Origin of the sequence: Pseudomonas sp. NPDC088890 (genome assembly GCF_044900155.1) — a bacterium.
Lineage (GTDB): Bacteria > Pseudomonadota > Gammaproteobacteria > Pseudomonadales > Pseudomonadaceae > Aquipseudomonas > Aquipseudomonas urmiensis.
In genome coordinates this window covers 127366-148605 of the sequence record NZ_JBJDNG010000009.1, presented here as the reverse complement: position 1 = coordinate 148605, position 21240 = coordinate 127366, and the positions used below count along the sequence as shown (strand labels likewise).

The window sequence follows — 21240 nt, the reverse complement described above, 5'->3', positions numbered from 1 at the left end:
GACGTGTCCCGCGATAGGGCCAGCATGACCCGCCCAATGCTCAAACCCCAAGGAGATAACAAGATGGCAGCCAAACCGATTCCCGAAGGGCAACACAGCATCACCCCCTACCTGGGCATCAAAGACGCCCACCAGGCCATCGAGTTCTACAAAAAAGCCTTCAACGCCCAAGAAATGTTCCGCCTCGACAGCCCAGACGGCCGGGTCGGCCACGCCGAGCTGAAAATCGGCGACTCGTCGCTGATGCTCGCCGAACCCTGCGGCGAAAGCGGTGGCTTGACCGCCAGCCAATCGGTCAACGGCGTAGCGGTTGGCCTGCACTTGTATGTCGAGGACTGCGACCAGATCTACGCCCAGGCCATCGCCGCAGGCGCTACCCAGGTCAGCCCGTTGCAAGACCAGTTCTACGGCGACCGCAGTGGCACCGTGAAGGACCCGTTCGGCAACCTGTGGTTCGTCTCGACCCACAAGGAAGACCTCTCGGTTGAAGAAATCCGCGCCCGCGCGGCGAAGATGTTCAGCGCTAACTGAACCTCGAGCGCCAAGCCACAAGCTTCAAGTTGAAAGCGACGCGGCTTTGCTTGAAGCTTGAGGCTTGTAGCTTGGAGCTGCTTCATGCGAATCATCGAGAAAAACGCCACCCTGGTGCGCAGCCTGACCCCGGCCGAGGAAGAACTGCTGGCCGGTTTTGCCAGCGCCACCCTCAGCGGTCCTGCCGTGCTGCAGGCTAACCAGATGCTGATGAAGGTGCGCAGCGCCAACCAGTGGCTGGCCTGTGATTGCCGCAAGGACGCCTCGCCGGTGCTCAACATCGCCCTCAATGGCGACACGGGTCGGTTGATCCTGCGCAACAACCCAGACACCCCCGAGCATGCTCCCGGCTGCCCGTTCACCAAGGATGAACGCGAGGCCGACGAGCGCCGTAACGAGACCACCCCGCCACCGGCTTGGCTGGCGCCCGATACGCCGCTGCGGCTGATAGGCGATTTTCGCAAAACCGCAGAAGGCGGCGCGGCTGCAGAGCCTGGCGATCGGCGTGAGCAGCAACATCTGTTGTCGTTACTGCTGACCTGGATCGAGATCAGCGGCCTGAACGTCTATGCCACCCACCTCAAAAAAGACCTCACTGCCCAGTTCGCCGAACTGCGCAGCGTCGCCAGTCGCTACCCCTTGCTCGAACGCGTGCCGGCCAGCAACTACCTGGAAACCCGCCTGGACATGAAGCACATGATGATGCTCAAGTCCCGCCTGCGCGAAGCCACGGTATTTGCCAACCACCGCCGCCACGGCCTGTTGCTCGACTGCGTCGATCAGATCAAGGCACGCAAGCTGTTCAACGCCCGCAGCGAAGATGGTTTCGATTTCCAGGGGCATCACTTGTATTGGGGTGGCAGCCGCACCATTGGGCCACTGCTGGCCTTGGCCCTTTATTCACCGGCCACGGCAGGCAGCCACTTCTATGAGTTGATCCATGTCGCCAGCGTGCCGGTATTGTCGCGCGCGCATCTGTTCCCGGTGTACCGCGATGAAGAGCGCGAACCGCTCAAGGCGCTGGTGTCGTTGATCGACTGGATGGCGAGCAAGGGGGTCAAGGTGCTGATGCGCCGGCCAGTGATCGGCGGCCAGGTGATGGATGAACTGGTGCTGACCTCGGATCAGGACCGGGTGCTGTCGGTGTCACTGCTCGAACAACCGGTAGGGCCGGAGCCTGAGACCGAGCACTTCAAGCGCTATGCCGACTTCAAGAGCCTGGAGACGTTTCGCAAGTATGTTGCAGGGTTCTTCATGCGCGAGCGCTGAAGACCGTAGCGCAGCCAGTCGTCGGACACGTCACTGCGACGTGTCCGACGATTGGGCTGAACGATCAGAACGCCGCGCGGAAGATCGCCTCGATCTCTGCCTGGCTGGCCGGCCGCGGATTGGTCAGCCCGCACGCGTCCTTCAACGCATTTTCAGCCAGGACCGGTACGTCCTGGACTTTGGCGCCCAACTCCGCCAGCCCCGCGGGAATGCCGATCGCCGCAGCCAGATGCTCGATTGCGCTGATCGCCGCCCCCGCGCCCTGCTGCGCATCCAAGGCACACACCCGCACGCCCATGGCCTTGGCCACATCGCGCAGACGCGCTGCACTGACCTTGGCATTGAAGCGCTGCACGTGTGGTAGCAGCACCGCATTACAGACCCCATGCGGCAAGTCGTAATAGCCGCCGAGCTGATGGGCCATGGCATGGACGTAGCCGAGCGAGGCGTTGTTGAACGCCATGCCGGCGAGGAACTGGGCATAGGCCATGTTCTCCCGCGCTTGCAGATCCTTGCCGTCCGCCACCGCCTGGCGCAGGTTGTCGCTGACCAGGCTGATGGCCTTGAGCGCGCAAGCGTCGGTAATCGGGGTTGCCGCTGTCGACACATACGCCTCGATGGCATGGGTCAGGGCGTCCATACCCGTTGCGGCAGTCAGGTCCTTGGGCATAGCGGCCATCAAGGCTGGGTCGTTGACAGAGAGAATCGGCGTGACGTTGCGGTCGACAATGGCCATTTTCACGTGGCGTGCTTGATCAGTGATGATGCAGAAGCGGGTCATCTCGCTGGCCGTACCGGCAGTGGTATTGATCGCAATCAGCGGCAACTGCGGCTTGCTTGAGCGGTCGACGCCCTCGTAATCGCTGATATGCCCGCCATTGGTCGCGCACAGGGCAATGCCCTTGGCGCAGTCGTGGGGTGAGCCGCCACCGAGGGACACCACGCAGTCACAGCGTTCACGCTGGAGCACCGCCAGGCCCGCTTCGACATTGGCGATGCTCGGGTTGGGCTGGGCGCCGTCGAACACCACCGAATCGATGTCACGCATTGCCAGCATCTCGGCGATACGTTGGGCCACGCCAGCCTTCGCCAGCCCTTGGTCGGTGACGATCAATGCCTTGCGCAGGCCATAGCCGGCAATGGCGGTCATCGCCTCCTCCAGGCAATCGATGCCCATGATGTTGACGGCGGGGATGAAGAATGTGCTGCTCATGGGCGGATCCTCGGCAAACTGGGTCTGGCTTGAGGATCGACCTGAATGGCGCGAAGGGTGTTGATCCAGGGCAATGTGTTGTGAGTGACGCGCCCATCGCCGACTTGCAGCGATGGGCGCGGTACTTCTAGCCCAAAAACAGCTGATACGCCGGGTTATCCGTCTCATCCCAGTAGCGATAGCCCATGTCATCCAATGCCACCGGCAGCCCCGCCAGTTCATCCCCAGGCACTTCGAGCGCGGCAAACACCCGGGCCTCAGCCGCGCCGTGGTTGCGATAATGAAACAGGCTGATGTTCCAACGCTTGCCCAAGCGCTCCAGGAAGCCCAGCAACGCCCCCGGCCGCTCCGGGAACTCAAAGCGCAACACCCGCTCGTGCGCCCCAGGCGCGGCATGGCCACCGACGGTATGACGCACATGCAGCTTGGCCAACTCGTTGTCGGTCAGGTCGAGCACGCTGTAGCCCTGCTCGCGCAGGCTGGCCAGCAGCTGTTCGCGCGGGTCGTTCAGCGGATGCGTCTGCACCCCGACGAACAGCCGCGCTTCTTTACCTGGGTAATAGCGATAGTTGAACTCGGTGATCTGGCGCTTGCCCAGGGCCTGGCAGAATGCGCGGAAACTGCCTGGCTGCTCCGGGATGGTCACGGCGATGATCGCCTCGCGCTGCTCACCCAGCTCGGCCCGCTCGGCGACATGCCGCAGGCGGTCAAAATTGACGTTGGCGCCCGAGTCGATCGCCACCAAGGTCTGCCCCTGCACGCCGTCACGGGCCACGTACTTCTTGATCCCGGCCACCGCCAACGCACCAGAGGGCTCGGTGATAGAGCGGGTGTCGTCGTAGATGTCCTTGATCGCCGCGCACAGCTCATCGCTGCTGACGGTGATCACTTCATCGACGAAATGTCGGCACAATTCGAAGCAATGGGCACCGATCTGCGCCACTGCAACGCCATCGGCAAACGTGCCGACCTGCGCCAGGATCACCCGCTCACCGGCAGCCATGGCCGCTTGCAGGCAGTTGGAATCCTGCGGCTCGACGCCGATCACCTTGACCTCGGGCCGCAGGTATTTGACGTAGGCGGCAATCCCGGCGATCAGGCCGCCGCCGCCCACTGGTACGAAGATCGCATCCAGCGGCCCAGGCTGCTGGCGGAGGATTTCCATGGCCACGGTGCCTTGGCCTGCGATCACGTCCGGATCGTCAAACGGCGGCACGAACGTCGCGCCGTGCTCGTCGGCCAAGCGCAGGGCGTGGGCCAGCGCATGGGGAAAGCTCTCACCATGCAGCACCACATTGCCACCGCGAGAACGCACGCCTTCGATCTTCAGCGTCGGCGTGGTGGTGGGCATGACGATGGTCGCACGCATCCCCAGGTGCGCCGCAGCCAGCGCGACCCCCTGGGCGTGGTTGCCCGCCGAGGCGGTGATCACGCCGCGCTCGCGCTGGGCAGTGGTCAGGCGTGATAGCCGGGTGTAGGCACCGCGGATCTTGAACGAGAAGGTTGGCTGCAGGTCTTCACGCTTGAGCAGCACCTGGTTAGCCAGGCTTGCCGACAAGGCGGGGGCGACTTGCAGTGGGGTCTCGATGGCCAGGTCGTACACGGGGGCGGCAAGAATCCGCCGCACCTGCTCCGAAAGCAATTGTTGCGGGGTGGTGACGGTACGCGGGCTGACACTGAGGCTGGTCATCGATGACTCCTGGTTTTCTTGATTTGCCCAGGAGTCAGAGAGAAAAAACCCGCCTCCAGGGCGGGTTCGGTGCACGTACGCGCTAGCCCGCCAATCCGATAATGGCGGTAATAATAATGCTCAGGGCGCGACGTTGCGGGAAGGTATTCATGGGCGCTGACGTTAGCCTGCCTGGGTACGGCAAGTCAACATTTGACGTGCTGGGCCGAGAGCGGCACATCGAACACCTTGTCAAAGCCCCATTGGAACACGAAGGCATAGACGAAGAAGAACACGAACAAGGCCAGGTTGGTCAGCAATGCCTGCCACAGGCTGATGTCGAGCCAGAACGCCACCAGCGGCAGCAGGATCAACACCAGCCCACCCTCGAAGCCCAACGCATGCAGCACCCGGCGCAACAGGGTACGGGTACGCTGGTGCTGACGCGCCTCCCAGCGCTCGAAGGCCCAGTTGTAGCCCATGTTCCAACTCATGGCGATGCCCGACATCAGCACCGAAAGCACCGTCGAATGGGCTATACCTGCGTCGAACATCAACGACAGCGCCGGCGCTACGCAGGCCACGGCGATGACTTCATAGCAGATGGCCTGGACGATCTTGCGGGCCTTGCCTTGCATGGGGCCTCCTGATGAGAAATGGACAGAAACGGTACGCCGCTCTGGGCGGATCTTCAACCTTTGCAGCATCCGCTGGCAGCTGCGCCCGCAATTGGACAACACCTGGTTCCCCTGCTTGTATCTAACTCCTACAAGCGCGACGCATTCGTACAACTTCGGACACGGAATCGGACGAGGAGCGAGACGATGCCCCATACCGTCATGATGGTTTTCGGTACCCGCCCAGAAGCGATCAAAATGGCTCCGCTAGCGCGCGTACTGCGCCAATGGCCCGAGCTCGACCTGCATATCTGCTCCACCGGCCAACACCGGGAAATGCTCGAACAGGTGCTGAGCGCCTTCGGCCTGTCGGTCGATCAGGACCTGCAGGTGATGACCAAGAACCAGACCCTCAATGGCCTGGCCCGCGACCTGCTGGACAAGATTGACCAGGCCTACGCACAGGTAAACCCGGACATCGTGCTGGTCCACGGCGATACCACCACCAGTTTCATCGCCGCCCTCGCCGCCTTTCACCGGCGCATCCCCATCGGCCATGTCGAAGCCGGGCTGCGCACCGGTAACCTGCAGCAACCCTGGCCGGAAGAGGCCAACCGGCGCCTGACCGGGGTGCTCGCCGATCTGCATTTCACCCCTACTACCAAGTCTCGCGACAACCTGTTGGGCGAGCACGTGCCCGCCGAACACATTGAAGTGACCGGCAATACGGTGATCGACGCGCTGCTGTGGATGCGCGAGCATCTGAACACCAGCGGCTGGCATCCGGCAGCCGATTCGCCGCTGGCAGCGCTGGGCGATGATCAGCGTATGGTGCTGATCACCGGCCATCGCCGGGAAAACTTCGGCGCGGGTTTCGAGCGCATCTGCCTGGCGCTGGCCGAGTTGGCCTTGCGCTACCCAGACGTGCAGTTCGTCTACCCGGTGCACCTCAACCCCCAGGTGCAAAAAGCTGTCTACGGCGTGCTCTCGGGCCGCGACAACATCCATTTGGTCGCCCCCCAGGATTATCAGCACTTCGTCTGGCTGATGGACCGCGCCCACGTGATCCTCACCGATTCTGGCGGGGTCCAGGAAGAAGCGCCGGCGCTGGGCAAGCCGGTGTTGGTCCTGCGCAAGGTCACTGAACGTCCGTCAGTGCTCGAAGGCGGTACGGTCAAGCTGGTCGGCACCCTCACCGAACGCATCGTCAAGGAAACCAGCCAACTGCTCGATGACCCCGAGGCGTATCGGCAAATGGCTCGGGTGTACACCCCGTTCGGCGACGGCCATGCCAGCGAGCGCATTGCCGAACGCCTGCAACGCTGGTTCGAGGAGCGCGAAAACGGACGAGATGACGCATGAGCCTGGCCTTTATCGATTTTCTGACCTATGTGCTGTTCGGCCTGAAGATTCTCGCCATCATCCTCGCTAGCCTGATGTTCCTGCTCGGCCTGGATGACCTGTTCATCGACCTGTGCTACTGGGGCCGCAAGCTGGTGCGGCGCTTCCGGATCTATGACAAATACGAACCGGCCGACGAGAAACGCCTGTTCGAAGTGCCGGAAAAACCCCTGGCGATCATGGTGCCAGCCTGGAACGAAGTGGGCGTGGTCGGCGAGATGGCGCGCCTGGCCGCTTCGACCATCGACTACGAGAACTACCAGATCTTCGTCGGCACCTACCCCAACGATCCGCAGACCCAGGCCGATGTCGACGCGGTGTGCCTGCACTATCCCAACGTGCACAAAGTGGTCTGCGCCCGTCCAGGCCCGACCAGCAAGGCCGACTGCCTGAACAACATCATCGACGCCATCCTGCGGTTTGAGCAGGACGCACGCATCGAGTTCGCCGGGTTCATCCTGCATGACGCCGAAGACGTCATCTCGCCAATGGAACTGCGCCTGTTCAACTATCTGCTGCCCAACAAGGACATGATCCAGATCCCGGTGTATCCCTACGCGCCAGAATGGAAAGGCTTCACCGCTGGGCACTACGTGGATGAGTTCGCCGAAAACCATGGCAAGGATGTCATCGTCCGCGAAGCGTTGACCGGGCAAGTGCCCAGTGCCGGGGTCGGCACCTGCTTCAGCCGGCGGGCGATCAGCGCGCTGCTTGAGGACGGGGACGGCATCGCGTTCGATGTGCAGAGTCTGACCGAGGACTACGACATCGGTTTTCGCCTGAAACAAAAAGGCATGAAGTGCATCTTCGCCCGTTATTCCATCACCGACCCGGCGCTGGCGCTCAAGCACGAATGGCGTTTCGGCATGAGCCGGGCCTTCTCCCAAGTGATCTGCGTGCGCGAGCACTTCCCGCGCGACTGGCAGCATGCCATCCGGCAAAAGTCGCGCTGGATCGTCGGCATCGTGTTCCAAGGCACCAGCAACCTGGGCTGGAGCCGCAAGGGCGCGCTCAATTACTTCCTGTGGCGTGACCGGCGCGGGCTGTTCGCCTACCTGCTGAGCTTTTTGGTCAACCTGTTGTTCCTGGTCCTGTTGGCGATGTGGCTGGTGACGGTGATCGCCCCCGAATCGTGGCGTTTCATGTCAATCCTGGGTGACAGTTGGCTGCTCTCCACCCTGCTCTGGCTCAACGGCTTGTTGCTGATCAATCGGCTTTTCCAGCGTGGGTGGTTCGTCACTCGCTACTACGGTATTGGCGAAGGGCTGCTGTCGGCGCCGCGGATGATGTGGAGCAACTTCGTCAATTTCTTCGCCAACCTGCGTGCCCTGCGCCAAGTGATGGAAATGGGTGATTCACGGCGAGTGGCCTGGGACAAGACCACCCACGAATTCCCGGCCCTCGCCTCACCGGCACGCACGCCCCTGGGTCATCGTCTGGTTGAAAAAGGCTACATCAGCGAAGCGCAACTTGAACAAGCCATCACCAGCCCAGTGCGCCGACGACTGGGGCGCGAGCTGCTGTTGCGTGGATGGCTGACCACCGAGCAACTGGTCGAAACCCTGGCTGAACAGCTGGAGCTGCCCTGGGCGCCACTCAATCCGTTCAAAATCGCCCCAGCGTTGATCGGCAAACTCCCCCGCCGCCTGGCCGTTCACTATGGCGTGCTGCCAGTTGCGGAAGATGGCGACACGCTGGTGCTGGCCAGTGAAAGCCCGGTCAGCCAGGTGTCGCTGGGGGTCATCAGCCGCCAGCTCAAGCGCCCGGTGCGCAGCCGCTTGGCGCCCCAGGGGCGGGTAACCCTGGGCCTGCGTTATCACTATCCCAGCCCCTGGCAAAAACCCGAGACCCAACAGATGCTGGCCGTGCTTGAGCGCCATCAGGATGACGCCGAGCTGATCGAGAACGTCAGCACCCACCAAGTCATGCTCGGTGCACTCCTGCAGGTGCGCGGTATGGTCCCGGCAACCTTGTTCAATCAGGCGCTGATCGATTTCGACCCCGACACCATGAGCCTGGGCGAGCACCTGATCGCCCGCGGCATCATCACCGAGCAGGTGCTGCAACAGGCTCTCGCCGAACAAGCCAGCGAACAGCAGGCTGCCTATGACCTGACGCGGGAGGTGGCATGAAGCCCGGTATTTCCCTGACGTTGACTACCTTGTTGCTGTGTTCCACCGCCCTGCCGGCGTTGGCAGCGCCGATGACTGACTTCCAGCGTTTCACCAGCTATCCCTTCATGGAGCGTGGCTATCGCGAGGCGCAGAAAGACAACTGGGCCGAGGTCGAGCGGCTGACTCGCCATGTGCTCGGCCGGGTACCGAACAACGATGAGGCACGTGCCTTGCTGATGTCGGCACTGGCCCACCAGCGCCGCTATAAAGAAGCCCAGGCAATGGCCGAGCAGTTGCAGAACAGCCCCGAGCACGCCGACGCCCTGCTCGAACTGCGCTTGACCTGGATCGAGCAAGACCCGCCACCGGCCAGCCAGGTCGAGGGCTGGATCGCCAGCAGCGAAGGCAACACCCGTGTGCGCCTGTGGCAGGCCTACAGCATGAGCCTGGCCAAGTTCGGAGGCGCCGGGCGAGCCTTGGCGTGGCTCAACCAACTGCCGGCGCATGGCGACGGCATGGTCTTGCGCCTGACGAGGGCCAACTTCGCCGAACAGCTGCGCAATTGGGGCGAGACCATCGAGCAACTGCAACCCTTGGCCGACAAGGGCCAGCTGTCGGCCGAGGACTGGCAGCGCCTGGCCAACGCCTACGTGCAGCGAGTCGACGAAAACGGCCTGAACAAGCTCCTGCCCAGTGCGCCATCGACCGAGGTGGCCAACCAGACGCGCCTGGCCATGGCCAACCGGGCAATTGCCGTGGGCCATAATCAGCAGGCCGAGCGCTGGCTGCAAAGCCTGCCCAGTGAGCAGCTACAACACCCCGAGCAGCGCCAGCAACTGTGGGAACTGGCGCGCCAGGGCGATAACGCGGCGCAGGTCCAGCAGCTGAGCAACCAGCTCGGCAAACCGTGCCTGGAAACGGTCGACTGGCTGTCGCGACACGATCCTGCGCTGGCCCGCGAGCAGCTCAAGGGTTGTACCCGCGACGACAACCCACGCGCCTATGCCGTGCTCAAGCAACGCCTGTATGGCGACCCGCCGCAACCACCGCAGCCGCGCACCGCCGCGCAGTGGGAGCAGCGTTACCGGCAAAGCGGCGACCTGGCGGCGCTCGAACAAGCCAGTTTTCTGCTAGTCGAGCAAGGCCAGGCCGAGCGCGCACGGCACCTGCTCGAGCAGGCCTACGACCGTCGCCAGGGCCGCTTGACGCCGTCCCTGCTGCGGCGCCTGGGCAACCTTTACGCACGCAATGATGGCCCGCTGGACAGCCGCCGCATGCTGGCGCTGGCCCCCCGGGTGGACGCCGCCACCCGGGCGCAACTGCTCGCGCGCCTGGCCGAAGCCGGACAGTGCGATGCGGTGCGCGGGGCAATCCCGGCTAAACCAACCGAACCCGGCCAGTACCGTGCCCTAGGCCGCTGCGCCATGCCCGAGCATCCCGGCGAAGCGGTGGTTTATTACCAGGCCGCAGAAGGCCTGGGCGACACTGCCAGCCGTCTGCCGCTGGCCTATGCCCTGCAGGCAGCGGGTGACTTTGAAGCGGCCCTGCCAATCTGGCGCAGCCTGCCCGCCGAGGCCTGGACCGACAACGCCCGCCTGACCGCCGCACAAGGCGCCTTGAATGCAGGCGACGCCCAAGCCGCCCAGCGCTATTGGCAGGCGGCAGCGCACCACAGCGCCGATGATTGGGCCTTGGGCGCCGCCATCGCCCAGCGCCAGGGCGATTTCAACACAGCGCTCAACCGGCAACGCCAGGCGCTGGCGCACACCCCACGAGCCGATCATTACTACGCCGCCGCGGGCACCGCCCAAGCCGCGGGTGACAGTGCGCAAAGCACCGCCTGGCTCGCCGAAGCGGTGCGCCTGGCGCCTGACCAGCCGCGCTACCGCGCCGACTACGGCATGCGTTTGGCAAGCTCGGCGGACCCGCAACAGCGCCGCGCAGCGATCCCCTACCTTGAGCGTTCGACCCGCGATTTTCCCGAGGACTACCGCCTCGGCGAAACCCTGGCGCTGCGCTATGACGAAGTCGAAGACAGTGCCTCGGCCCGCCGCGAACTGCGCCGCGTCATCGATGTGGAGCAGCATGTGGTCGACGGCGACGACGAATACGGCAGCCTGGAGGCGCGCAAATACCGCCAGCGCCGTGCCCACGAAACCTTGTCGCGGCGCGACAGCATCACCCTGGCCAGCACCTGGTCACCCGCCGGTACCTCGACCAACGACAACTTCGACACCGGTCGTAGCGAGCGCCGGGCGCGCTCGCAGAACGTGCAACTGGCGATGTGGGACCATGCCCTGGGCGAACAGCCCAGCCGCAATGGCAGTACCCTGTCGGTGTATGGCCGGGTGCTGTTTGGCGGTCCGGGGCGCTCCGACTACGCGCAAAGCATGGGCACTGGCGTAGGCCTGCGCTGGAAACCGTTCGGCCAGGCCAACCTAAACCTCTATGCCGAGCTTTATCACCAGCGCCAGATCGACGACCAGCACTACAACGGCTTGAGCCTTGGCCAGTTGCTCAGCCCGAGCAAGGTCGGCGATAACTGGGGCGATCTGCGCGGGCACGCCGAGTCGAGCAACGACTTGCTGCTGCGCGCCACCGCCTCGGTGCTCGACCAGGGCGATTGGCGTAACGACTGGCGCATCGATGAAGATCAATGGAACGAGCGCTTCCTCTACCTCGACGCTGCCTGGTGGACTCGCGCCGGCGACCACGCCTGGCTGTCGCGCTATCAGCAAGGGCACGCCTGGAAACTGCCGGTCGACTCGCCGCAGACGATCATGCCCTATGGCTTTGTCGAGTTCGCCAGCCAAGACCCCAGCAACGACTGGCGCCAGGATCTGCGCAGCGGCGTCGGCCTGCGCTGGCAATGGTGGTTCGATGATGATCGCTACAACGCCTACCGCGGCTCGTTGAAAGTGCGCGCCGAGTACCAGCAGGCGCTGGGCGGCGACCTCTATGAGCGGGCCAACGGCGTGCTCCTGGGTGTGGAGATGACCTTCTGATGCGCAAGCTCCTGGCAATTGGCATGCTGCTGTTGTGCCTACCGGCGCTGGCCGACCAGCGCCTGTTCTATCAACCGCTGAACCGCGATGCAGCGCTCACCCCGGCCCAGTGGCAACAGCTGTGGCGCGCCACCGTGGCCCAGGGCGGCAAGACCTTGATCGTGCAGTGGAGTGCCTATGGCGACAGCGATTTCGGTGGCGCTCAGGGCTGGTTGGCCAACAGCCTGCGCGAAGCCCACGCGCAAGGCCTGGAACTGGTGCTTGGGCTGTACATGGACCCCGGCTACTACCAACGCATCGAGCAATTGGACGCCCAGGGGCTGTCGGACTACTGGAAAGCGCAACTGGGCCGTTCGCTGACCCAGCTGCACCAGGTCCAGACGAAATGGGACGTGCCGCTCGCGGGCTGGTACCTGCCCATGGAGCTGGACGACCTGCACTTTGGTGATGCTGCCCGCCGCGAGGCGCTGCACAGCCAGTTGCAGGCATTCAACCGGCAACTGGGCAAGCCGCTGCATATCAGCGCGTTCAGCGCCGGCAAGCTGTCGCCGCGGGTCACTGGTGTGTGGCTGGAACAGTTGAGCGGCATGGGCTTGACTGTCTGGTGGCAGGATGGCGCAGGTACTGGGCGCTTGCCGGCGCTGGTGCGCCAGGGCTATGAACAGGCGCTGCCCTGCCGGGTCGGCATCGTCCGGGAGGCGTTTCGCCAGACCAGCGCGCCGGGGCAGCCATTTCGCGCAGAGCCTGCGCCCCCGGCGCTGAGCGGTGGGTGCCACGCCGAAGCAGTGTTCGCCTTGCGTTATCGGCCTTGGGCGCAGGGTTTATTGCCGGTCAATTGAGTGGGTTTCACCGGCCTCATCGCGGGGCAAGCCCGCTCCACGCGAATGAGCGGCGCTACACGTGGGAGCGGGCTTGCCCCGCGATGAGGCCAGTACAGCCAGCAAGGAGTCCCCGACTAAACCATGTTCAAAACCATCGAAGAGCACGTGCGCAAGCAGGTCGCCCCCGCCGCCCTGCGCGCGGAATTTCGCCAGCACGAATTCGAGTTGATGCGCCCGTTCTGCCAGTTGATCTTCTGCTGCAGCATTGGCATCTGGCTGATCTTCGACCTGATCGTCAGTTACCTGGGCGATCAAGGCTTCACCTGGCTGTCTGGCCTGTTCATGGGTTTACTGGGCTGTATCACCGTGGTCCTGGGTTTCACCCGCAAAAGCCACCACTTCGATGTGCTCAACTTGCTGTTCATCGCCGTGATCACCTTAGGCATGCGCCTGGTGATCGAGGGCATCCCTATCGCCCTGCGTCCGGTATGGCTGGTGCTCGGCGTGTCGACGGTGCTCTACAGCGTTTCGGTGCTGCCAGTACGGCGTTGGTCGTTCTTCTGCGCCATGGCCATCTGCTGGGCGATGCTCAACCCCTTCTACGGTACCAATATCGACCTGGATGATCTGGAAGCCGCCATGCTGCTCAGTTATGCGGTGTTCCTCAGCGGCCTGGTGATCTACAGCTACCTGCGCATCCGCCAGGCCAAGCTACACAACTTCTATATGTCCAAGGTGCTGTTGGAGCAAGCTTATGTCGATGTGCTAACTGAAATACCCAACCGCCGCTCGTTCATGGCCAAGGCCGAACGCCAGTTGCAGCAAGCGCCGCCGGGGCAATTCCTGGCGATGATCGACATCGACAATTTCAAGAAGGTCAACGACCAATTTGGCCATGATAGCGGCGATGAAGTGCTCAAGCGTGTGGCTGGTCATATAAAGGCATCGATGGCAGGTTTCGAGTTCGCCAGGCTTGGCGGCGAGGAATTCGCGATCTTCTTCCAGGGCCTGGATCAGCAAGCTGCCGAGCGACAGGTCGCGACATTGTGCAAGCGCGTGCGCGAAGACCTGGGGCCGCATCCGGTGACGATCAGCATCGGCCTGGCCAAAGTCAACGCCGGCGATAGCCTGAGCGTGGCGCTGCTACGTGCCGACCAGGCGTTGTATGAGGCAAAACATTCGGGCAAGGATCGGTTCGTGTTGTGGACTGCCCAGTTGGGGGGCGCCTGACACAGGTCCAGTACCTGCCGCTGCGTGGTCACCCCACGCCCGCAGCCCCTCCACAAAAACCTGTAGGAGCGGGCTTGCCCGCGAAGAGGCCGGAACAAACACCCCCTCAACTGGCAGGCAAACGAATCTTGAACTGCGCCCCACCCAACACCGACTGCGCCACCGTCAGTGTGCCACCCTGCCCCTCGATCGCCCGACGGCTGATCGCCAGCCCCAAGCCAAACCCGCCGGTATTGCGATCGCGGCTGCGATCGAGTCGATAGAACGGCTGGAAGATCCGCTCACGCTCTTCGACCGGAATGCCAATGCCGTCATCCTCAACCGTCAACAAACACGCACCATCGGCTTCCAGCTTGAGCCGCAACAGCAGGCTTTCGTCACAGTAGCGCATGGCATTGCGCACCAAATTCTGCACTGCGCGGGCGGTCAGGCGCGGATCGAGGACAAAGCGCGGCAGCTTGTCATCGGCGCGCACTTCCCACTGGATACCGCGCCCATCGAGCTCTTCGGCAAAGCCGCCAAGCACACTGTCGACCAGCTCCAGCAACGACACCTCGACCCGCTCGCGGGCCTGCTCGGCATTCTGCAAGCGGCTGTAAGACAGTAACTCCAGCACCAGTTCATCCAGCTCGCGCACATGCCCGACCAGCTCGAGCAGGCGCTTGCGGCTGGCCGGCGGAACCTCGTCGAACAGCAGCACCAGGCCAAAATCCAGGCGGGTCAACGGCGTGCGCAGTTCATGCGACACCGCATTGAGCAGCTCGCGCTGCTGGTTGACGTGGCGTTCCAGGTCGCCGGCCATGGTGTCGAACACCCCGGCCAGTTCGCCGATGTTCGAGTGCGCCGAGATGTGCGTGCGCTCCGACATCTGCCCCTGGCCCAAGCGTCGGGCGGTTTCCTTGAGTCGCTCCAGGTCGCGCCAGTGTGGCCACACCCAGACCAGCAGGCAACCGAGCATGGCGGCGCCGATCAACACCGTCACGCCCCAGGACAACACATTGATATCGACCGGATCCGGCGGGCTGTGCAGGCTCACCAGCCAGTCCTGGTCGAGCGCTGCCAGGGCGGTCTGGTAATAGCCCCAGTCGCCGATGCGCACCACCTTCAATCCATGTTCAAGACGCGCCCGCTCGGCCTGCGTCAGCTCGGCTTCGTCCCACTTGAGCAGCTTGACCTGCAACGGCGTGAAGTGCGCCGCCAGGTCGCTTTCCACCGCTGGCCACTGCTCGCGCGGTGCCTGCTGGAACTGGCGCACGATCAATGACTGCACGCCCTTGGCCTGGTCGAGGTTGTAGGCCATGAAGCGCTCATGGAAGGCCCCGACGATAGCGTCGGGGATCAGCAACAAGGCACCGGCATAGGCGACGATGATCACCAGGTACAGGCGCACCAGGATCTTCAGCATGATGCGCTCAGAACTCCCACTCGACGCGGCTGAACAAGTAGCCCTTGCCCCACACGGTCTTGATCTTGCGCGCTTCGCCGGCGTTGTCGTCGAACTTGCGGCGCAATTTGGAGATTGCCACGTCCACCGAGCGGTCGGTGCCGTTGAACTCGATGCCGCGCAACTGCTGCAGGATGCGGTCGCGGCTGAGCACTTCACCGGCATTGCGCGCCAGCACCACCAACAGGTTGTACTCGCCGCTGGACAGCTCGACCTCCTCGCCACGCCAGGTCACGGTGCGTTCGGCCAGGTTGATCTGCAAACCACCCACCAGGATCAGGTCGCTTTCCAGGCGCGGCTCATTGATAGTGCTACGGCGCAGCAGGGTGCGCACTCTGGCCAGCAGCACGCGCGGCTCGCAGGGTTTGGTCACGTAGTCGTCGGCGCCCATCTCCAGCCCCAGCACCTGATCGTGGCTATCGTCGCGGGCGGTCAGCATGAGAATCGGTAGGCCCTGGGATTCCTGGCGCAGCAGGCGGCACACTTGCAGGCCGTCGAGGCCCGGCAGCATCAGGTCGAGCACCACCAGGTCAGGTTTGTCACGGCGAAACGCTTCCAGCACGTGGTCGCCCCGGGCGATCACCCGGACATGAAAGTCGTTGCGTTGCAGGTAGCTGGCGATCAATTCAGACAACGCGCTGTCGTCTTCGACCAGGAGAATGTTCGGCATAAAGGGCGTAATAGCGAAAGGGTGAGAAGCAGGATATAGAATCCTACGCCTGGCCAGCGGCATTCCTTACACTTTTTCACACTCGTCCTACACTGCTTCACACCCACGCCGCGAGCGCCTGCTTTAGCATACGCCTGGTCATTTTCGGAAAACCCCGCATGTCTACTCACTGCCCTACCCGCCTGCGCCGTTTGGCGCCTTTGGTGCTGCTGAGCGTATTACTCGCTGGCTGCGACGATGCTGCCGAGCAGCAAGAACAAGCCTCCACGCCGCAGGTGCGGGTGGAGACGGTACAGGTCCAGCCCTTGGCGATCAGCACCGAACTGAGCGGGCGCATCCTGGCGCCGCGCACGGCAGAGGTGCGTGCACGGGTCGCGGGGGTGGTACTCAAGCGGGTGTACCGTGAAGGCAGCGACGTCAAGCAAGGCCAGGTGCTGTTCCTGATCGACCCGGCGCCCTTCAAGGCTGACCACGACAGCGCCCGCGCTACCCTGGCCAAGGCTGAGGCCACCCGCTATCAGGCGCGCCTGCAAGCGCAACGCTACAGCCAACTGGTCGACGACAAGGCGGTCAGCCGCCAGGAGTACGACAATGCTCGCGCTGCGTTGCTCCAAGCTGATGCCGAAGTCGCCGAGGCCAAGGCTGCCCTGGAGCGGGCGCGACTGAACCTGGGTTACGCCACGGTCACCGCGCCGATCTCTGGGCGCATCGGCCGCGCGCTGGTGACTGAAGGTGCGCTGGTCGGTCAGAACGAATCCACGCCGCTGGCTACCATCCAACAACTGGACCCGATCCATGCCGACGTCACCCAGTCGACTCGCGAACTCAATGCCCTGCGCCGTGCCTTGCGCGCCGGCGAGCTGAGCCAGGTCGGCGAAGGCCAGGCCAAGGCTACCTTGATCCAGGATGACGGCAGTGCCTACCCGCTGGCGGGCAAGCTGCTGTTCTCCGACATCAGCGTCGACCCGAGCACCAACCAGATCACCCTGCGCAGCGAGTTCCCCAACCCGGATCTCGACCTGCTGCCTGGCAGCTATGTGCGCGTGCGCCTGGAGCAGGCCGTGCAGCCCAAGGGCATCAGCGTGCCACAGCGGGCGATCTTGCGTGACAGCGCGGGCGTGCCGAAGGTGCTGGTGGTCGACGCGCAAGCCCGTATCAGCGAACGGCAGATCGTCCTGGGCAGCGCCCAGGGTGATCGCTGGATCGTCAGCGAAGGTCTCGCCGCAGGTGAGCGGGTGGTGGTCGAAGGCCTGCAACACGTCAAGGCCGGCGACCAGGTGCAAGTCGATTCATCACAGGACGCGCTTCCGATCGTCCAGCACAACGGCCAGTGAGGGCCTGATTCATGCCGCAGTTCTTTATCGACCGCCCGGTATTCGCCTGGGTGATCGCACTGTTCATCCTGCTGGCCGGCGCCCTGGCGATCCCGCAATTGCCGGTGGCCCAGTACCCTAACGTGGCGCCGCCGCAGGTGGAAATCTACGCCGTCTACCCCGGCGCCTCGGCGGCGACCATGGATGAGAGCGTGGTCAGCCTGATCGAGCAGGAGCTCAACGGTGCCGACAACCTGCTGTACTTCTCCTCGCAGAGCAGCCTGGGCAGCGCCACTATTACCGCGACCTTCGAGCCAGGCACCCACCCGGACCTGGCCCAGGTCGATGTGCAAAACCGCCTCAAGGTAGTCGAGTCGCGCCTGCCGCGGCCGGTGACCCAGCAAGGTTTGCAGGTGGAGAAGGTCTCCACCGGCTTCCTCTTGCTGGCCACCCTCACCTCCGAGGACGGCAGCCTGGATGAAACCGCGCTCAGTGACATCCTCGCGCGCAACGTGATGAACGAGATCCGCCGCCTCAAGGGCGTCGGCAAGGCCCAGCTGTATGGCTCGGAGCGAGCCATGCGGATCTGGATCGACCCACGCAAGCTGATCGGTTTCAACCTCACGCCCAACGATGTCGCCGAAGCGATTGCCGCACAGAACGCGCAAGTCGCCCCTGGCAGTATCGGCGACCTGCCCAGCCGCCCCACCCAGGAAATAACCGCCAACGTGGTGGTCAAGGGTCAGCTGAGCCTGCCTGAGGAATTTGCCGCCATCGTCCTGCGCGCCAACCCCGACGGCTCCAGCGTGACCATCGGTGATGTCGCCCGGGTCGAGATCGGCGCCCAGGAGTACCAGTACGGCACGCGTCTGAATGGCAAGCCATCGACGGCCTTTGCCGTGCAGCTGTCGCCCGGCGCCAACGCCATGGAAACCGCGACCCTGGTGCGCGAGAAGATGGCCCAGTTGGCGCACTACTTCCCCGAAGGGGTCAAGTACGACATCCCGTACGACACCTCGCCGTTCGTCAAGGTGTCGATCCAGCAGGTGATCACCACCCTGTTCGAGGCGATGCTGCTGGTGTTCGCGGTGATGTTCCTGTTCTTGCAAAACCTGCGCTACACGCTGATCCCGACCCTGGTGGTACCGGTGGCGCTGATGGGCACCTTTGCCGTGATGCTGGCGCTGGGTTTCTCGGTCAACGTGCTGACCTTGTTCGGCATGGTTTTGGCGATCGGCATCCTGGTGGACGATGCCATCGTGGTGGTGGAAAACGTCGAACGGATCATGGCCGAAGAAGGCCTGCCACCCAAAGAAGCTACGCGCAAGGCCATGGGCCAGATCAGCGGCGCTATCGTCGGGATTACCCTGGTACTGGTGGCGGTGTTCCTGCCGATGGCCTTCATGAAAGGTTCGGTGGGGGTGATCTACCAGCAGTTCTCGGTATCGATGGCAGTATCGATCCTGTTCTCGGCATTCCTTGCCCTGAGCCTGACCCCGGCGCTGTGCGCGACCTTGCTCAAGCCAGTGGCCAAGGGCGAGCACCATGAGCGCAAAGGCTTCTTTGGCTGGTTCAACCGACGTTTCGACGGCATGAGCAACGGCTATCAGCGTTGGGTGGTGCAGGCACTCAAGCGCAGTGGCCGCTACTTGCTGGTGTATGGCCTGCTGTTAGTGGCGTTGGGCCTTGGCTTCAGCCAGCTGCCGACCGCCTTCTTGCCCACCGAAGACCAGGGTTACACCATTACCGATATCCAACTGCCGCCTGGCGCCAGTCGCGCCCGTACCGAGCAGATCGCCGCCCAGATCGAAGCGCACAACGCCGAAGAGCCTGGAGTGGGCAACACCACGCTGATCCTGGGCTTCAGCTTCTCCGGCAGTGGCCAGAACGCAGCACTGGCCTTTACCACCCTCAAAGACTGGTCCGAGCGTGGTGCCGACGACAGCGCCCAGTCCATCGCCGACCGGGCGACCCTGGCTTTCAGTCAGCTCAAGGATGCCATCGCCTACTCGGTGCTGCCGCCGCCGATCGACGGCCTGGGCGAGTCCACTGGCTTCGAGTTCCGCTTGCAAGACCGCGGTGGGCTTGGCCATGCGCGGTTGATGGCAGCGCGTGACGAGCTGATGGACAATGCGCGCAAGAGCAAGGTGCTGGTCAACGTGCGTGAAGAGTCGCTGGCCGAGAGCCCGCAGGTGCAGCTGGAAATCGACCGACGCCAGGCCAACGCCCTGGGCGTGTCATTCGCCGACATTGGCGCTGTGCTGGACACCGCGGTGGGCTCCAACTACGTCAACGACTTCCCCAACCAGGGCCGTATGCAGCGGGTGGTGGTGCAGGCTGAAGGCGACCAGCGCAGCCAGGTCGAAGACCTGCTGAAGATCCACGTACGCAACACCAGCGGCAAGATGGTGCCGCTGGGGGCCTTCGTCCAGGCCAACTGGGTCAGTGGCCCGGTGCAGCTGACCCGCTACAACGGCTATCCGGCGGTGGCGATCTCCGGCGAGCCGGCGGCTGGCTACAGCTCCGGCGAGGCCATGGCCGAAATCCAGCGCCTGGTCGACCAACTGCCCGAAGGCACTGCCCTGGAATGGACCGGTTTGTCACTGCAAGAGCGTCTGTCTGGTAGCCAGGCGCCGTTGCTGATGGCGCTATCGCTGTTGGTGGTGTTCCTCTGCCTGGCGGCGCTGTACGAGAGCTGGTCGATCCCCACTGCCGTGCTGCTGGTAGTGCCCCTGGGGGTACTCGGCGCGGTCTTGGCCGTGACCCTGCGCGGCATGCCCAACGACGTGTTCTTCAAGGTCGGCCTGATCACGTTGATCGGCCTTTCGGCCAAGAACGCCATCCTGATCATCGAGTTCGCCAAGAGCCTGGTCGACCAGGGCCAAGACCCTGTGGACGCTGCCGTACACGCTGCACGCCTGCGCCTGCGGCCAATCGTGATGACCTCGCTGGCGTTCATCCTCGGCGTGGTGCCGCTGGCCATCGCCACCGGTGCCAGCTCCGCCAGCCAACAAGCGATTGGCACCGGGGTGATCGGCGGCATGCTCAGTGCGACCTTGGCGGTGGTGTTCGTGCCGGTGTTCTTTGTGCTGGTGATGCGTTTGGCTGGGCGCGGCAAGGCCAAGCATACCGCGGCGGTCGTCAGCGAAGGCTGACTGGACAAGCCACCTGCGACATGGGAGGGTTTCTGGCTTAACCGCCAGGAACCCTTTTTTATGTCCGCAGCCCTTCCCCCCTGCTCCATCCTCATTTTGGCCGGTGGTCGCGGCCAGCGCATGGGTGGCCGTGACAAAGGGCTGGTGTGCTGGCGCGGCGAGCCGCTGGTGGCGCATGTGCAACGGGTAGTACGCGACTTGAGCGATGACGTGGTGATTTCCTGCAACCGCAATCAGGAGGCCTATCGGTTTTTTGCCGATCAATTGGTGGGGGATGCCGAAGCGGACTATCCCGGGCCGTTGGCTGGGGTGATTGCCGGTGTCGAGGCGGCTCGGCATGAATGGATTGTCGTACTGGCCTGCGATGCGCCGCTGATTGATCAGGGGTTGATTGAGGAACTGCTGCGGCTGGCGGTTGAGCACGATAGCGCGGCCATGGTGCGTCAGGCTGGGTATTGGCAGCCGATGTTCAGCGTGCTGCCGCGACGTTTGTTGCCGGTTTTGCAGCAGGCTTGGCAGGTGGGTGAGCGGAGTTTGCAGAAGGTTTTGTTGCTGGGTTCGGTGCAGGGATTGGAGTGTGCTGAGGGGGATCGGCGGTTGAGTAATTTCAATAGTCCGCGGTGGTTGGAAGAATAGGTTCTTGGGGTTCTGGGCCTAGGATAGTGAGCTTATCCATTTGATGTGGCGGCGCTACTGGCCTCTTCGCGGGCAAGCCCGCTCCCACAGGTACCGCGCCGATTTCAATCCAGCGTTGAACCAGCACCGACACCCCGCAGATCCTGCGCACG

The 21240-nt window shown here is 63.6% G+C and carries 15 protein-coding genes; 10 read left to right on the top strand and 5 right to left on the bottom strand.

Going from position 1 to position 21240, the window contains the following annotated elements:
* Positions 1-63: 63 nt before the first annotated feature.
* Both ACI2JX_RS19315 and ACI2JX_RS19310 read left to right on the top strand, forming a co-directional pair.
* On the top strand, positions 64-531 hold the full coding sequence (locus ACI2JX_RS19315; protein WP_368971934.1) for a VOC family protein: 468 nt from the start codon (positions 64-66) through the stop codon (positions 529-531).
* Between the two features lie 84 nt (positions 532-615).
* On the top strand, positions 616-1800 hold the full coding sequence (locus tag ACI2JX_RS19310; protein ID WP_404690772.1) for a hypothetical protein: 1185 nt from the start codon (positions 616-618) through the stop codon (positions 1798-1800).
* A gap of 64 nt (positions 1801-1864) precedes the next feature.
* Here ACI2JX_RS19310 and yiaY read toward each other — a convergent pair whose 3' ends face one another.
* From yiaY to ACI2JX_RS19295, 3 genes are all read right to left on the bottom strand, one after another.
* A complete protein-coding gene (yiaY, locus tag ACI2JX_RS19305) occupies positions 1865-3013 on the bottom strand; it encodes an L-threonine dehydrogenase (protein ID WP_404690771.1) in 1149 nt (382 codons plus the stop codon).
* Between the two features lie 127 nt (positions 3014-3140).
* A complete protein-coding gene (gene ilvA / locus ACI2JX_RS19300) occupies positions 3141-4703 on the bottom strand; it encodes a threonine ammonia-lyase, biosynthetic (RefSeq protein ID WP_264233056.1) in 1563 nt (520 codons plus the stop codon).
* A 185-nt stretch (positions 4704-4888) separates the two neighbouring features.
* Positions 4889-5320 (bottom strand): PACE efflux transporter, encoded by a 432-nt coding sequence (locus ACI2JX_RS19295; RefSeq protein ID WP_404690770.1) that lies wholly within the window; start codon positions 5318-5320, stop codon positions 4889-4891.
* 186 nt (positions 5321-5506) lie between these two features.
* Between ACI2JX_RS19295 and wecB the strand changes: the two genes are divergently transcribed.
* The 5 genes from wecB to ACI2JX_RS19270 all read left to right on the top strand — a co-directional run bounded on the left by wecB (position 5507) and on the right by ACI2JX_RS19270 (position 13870).
* Positions 5507-6661, top strand: a complete 1155-nt coding sequence (gene wecB, locus ACI2JX_RS19290) for a non-hydrolyzing UDP-N-acetylglucosamine 2-epimerase (protein ID WP_404690769.1) — start codon at positions 5507-5509, stop codon at positions 6659-6661.
* Entirely contained in the window at positions 6658-8832 is a 2175-nt protein-coding gene (gene nrfB / locus ACI2JX_RS19285) for a cyclic di-3',5'-guanylate-activated glycosyltransferase NrfB (RefSeq protein ID WP_264233059.1), read from the top strand. Before wecB ends, nrfB begins: the two co-directional genes overlap by 4 nt.
* The gene (locus ACI2JX_RS19280) at positions 8829-11819 is read left to right on the top strand and encodes a phage receptor (protein ID WP_404690768.1); all 2991 of its coding nucleotides are present in this window, start codon (positions 8829-8831) and stop codon (positions 11817-11819) included. The genes nrfB and ACI2JX_RS19280 overlap by 4 nt, the downstream gene beginning before the upstream one ends.
* Complete coding sequence (locus ACI2JX_RS19275) at positions 11819-12658, top strand: DUF4434 family protein (protein WP_404690767.1); 840 nt, start codon at positions 11819-11821, stop codon at positions 12656-12658. The genes ACI2JX_RS19280 and ACI2JX_RS19275 overlap by 1 nt, the downstream gene beginning before the upstream one ends.
* A 123-nt stretch (positions 12659-12781) precedes the next feature.
* Positions 12782-13870: a GGDEF domain-containing protein gene (locus ACI2JX_RS19270; RefSeq protein ID WP_368971940.1), complete on the top strand. Its 1089-nt coding sequence runs from the start codon at positions 12782-12784 to the stop codon at positions 13868-13870.
* Positions 13871-13976: 106 nt separating this feature from the next.
* On the opposite strand, the gene ACI2JX_RS19265 is transcribed toward ACI2JX_RS19270, so the two are convergent.
* Both ACI2JX_RS19265 and ACI2JX_RS19260 read right to left on the bottom strand, forming a co-directional pair.
* A complete protein-coding gene (locus tag ACI2JX_RS19265) occupies positions 13977-15275 on the bottom strand; it encodes an ATP-binding protein (RefSeq protein ID WP_264233063.1) in 1299 nt (432 codons plus the stop codon).
* Positions 15276-15282: 7 nt separating this feature from the next.
* Positions 15283-15984, bottom strand: coding sequence for a response regulator transcription factor (locus ACI2JX_RS19260; protein WP_264233064.1), 702 nt, complete (start codon positions 15982-15984; stop codon positions 15283-15285).
* A gap of 158 nt (positions 15985-16142) precedes the next feature.
* Between ACI2JX_RS19260 and ACI2JX_RS19255 the strand changes: the two genes are divergently transcribed.
* The 3 genes from ACI2JX_RS19255 to mobA are packed head-to-tail and all read left to right on the top strand — an operon-like array spanning position 16143 to position 21088.
* Positions 16143-17318: an efflux RND transporter periplasmic adaptor subunit gene (locus tag ACI2JX_RS19255; protein WP_264233065.1), complete on the top strand. Its 1176-nt coding sequence runs from the start codon at positions 16143-16145 to the stop codon at positions 17316-17318.
* Positions 17319-17329: 11 nt separating this feature from the next.
* Positions 17330-20452 (top strand): multidrug efflux RND transporter permease subunit, encoded by a 3123-nt coding sequence (locus ACI2JX_RS19250; RefSeq protein WP_404690766.1) that lies wholly within the window; start codon positions 17330-17332, stop codon positions 20450-20452.
* A gap of 60 nt (positions 20453-20512) precedes the next feature.
* The gene (gene mobA, locus ACI2JX_RS19245) at positions 20513-21088 is read left to right on the top strand and encodes a molybdenum cofactor guanylyltransferase MobA (RefSeq protein WP_404690765.1); all 576 of its coding nucleotides are present in this window, start codon (positions 20513-20515) and stop codon (positions 21086-21088) included.
* Positions 21089-21240 lie beyond the last annotated feature (152 nt).

Excerpts from the sequence above, each read along its gene's own strand:
- ACI2JX_RS19315 (WP_368971934.1), top strand. The coding sequence starts at position 64 with ATGGCAGCCAAACCGATTCCCGAAGGGCAACACAGCATCACCCCCTAC.
- ACI2JX_RS19310 (WP_404690772.1), top strand. The coding sequence starts at position 616 with ATGCGAATCATCGAGAAAAACGCCACCCTGGTGCGCAGCCTGACCCCG.
- yiaY (WP_404690771.1), bottom strand. The coding sequence starts at position 3,013 with ATGAGCAGCACATTCTTCATCCCCGCCGTCAACATCATGGGCATCGAT.
- ilvA (WP_264233056.1), bottom strand. The coding sequence starts at position 4,703 with ATGACCAGCCTCAGTGTCAGCCCGCGTACCGTCACCACCCCGCAACAA.
- ACI2JX_RS19295 (WP_404690770.1), bottom strand. The coding sequence starts at position 5,320 with ATGCAAGGCAAGGCCCGCAAGATCGTCCAGGCCATCTGCTATGAAGTC.
- wecB (WP_404690769.1), top strand. The coding sequence starts at position 5,507 with ATGCCCCATACCGTCATGATGGTTTTCGGTACCCGCCCAGAAGCGATC.
- nrfB (WP_264233059.1), top strand. The coding sequence starts at position 6,658 with ATGAGCCTGGCCTTTATCGATTTTCTGACCTATGTGCTGTTCGGCCTG.
- ACI2JX_RS19280 (WP_404690768.1), top strand. The coding sequence starts at position 8,829 with ATGAAGCCCGGTATTTCCCTGACGTTGACTACCTTGTTGCTGTGTTCC.
- ACI2JX_RS19275 (WP_404690767.1), top strand. The coding sequence starts at position 11,819 with ATGCGCAAGCTCCTGGCAATTGGCATGCTGCTGTTGTGCCTACCGGCG.
- ACI2JX_RS19270 (WP_368971940.1), top strand. The coding sequence starts at position 12,782 with ATGTTCAAAACCATCGAAGAGCACGTGCGCAAGCAGGTCGCCCCCGCC.
- ACI2JX_RS19265 (WP_264233063.1), bottom strand. The coding sequence starts at position 15,275 with ATGCTGAAGATCCTGGTGCGCCTGTACCTGGTGATCATCGTCGCCTAT.
- ACI2JX_RS19260 (WP_264233064.1), bottom strand. The coding sequence starts at position 15,984 with ATGCCGAACATTCTCCTGGTCGAAGACGACAGCGCGTTGTCTGAATTG.
- ACI2JX_RS19255 (WP_264233065.1), top strand. The coding sequence starts at position 16,143 with ATGTCTACTCACTGCCCTACCCGCCTGCGCCGTTTGGCGCCTTTGGTG.
- ACI2JX_RS19250 (WP_404690766.1), top strand. The coding sequence starts at position 17,330 with ATGCCGCAGTTCTTTATCGACCGCCCGGTATTCGCCTGGGTGATCGCA.
- mobA (WP_404690765.1), top strand. The coding sequence starts at position 20,513 with ATGTCCGCAGCCCTTCCCCCCTGCTCCATCCTCATTTTGGCCGGTGGT.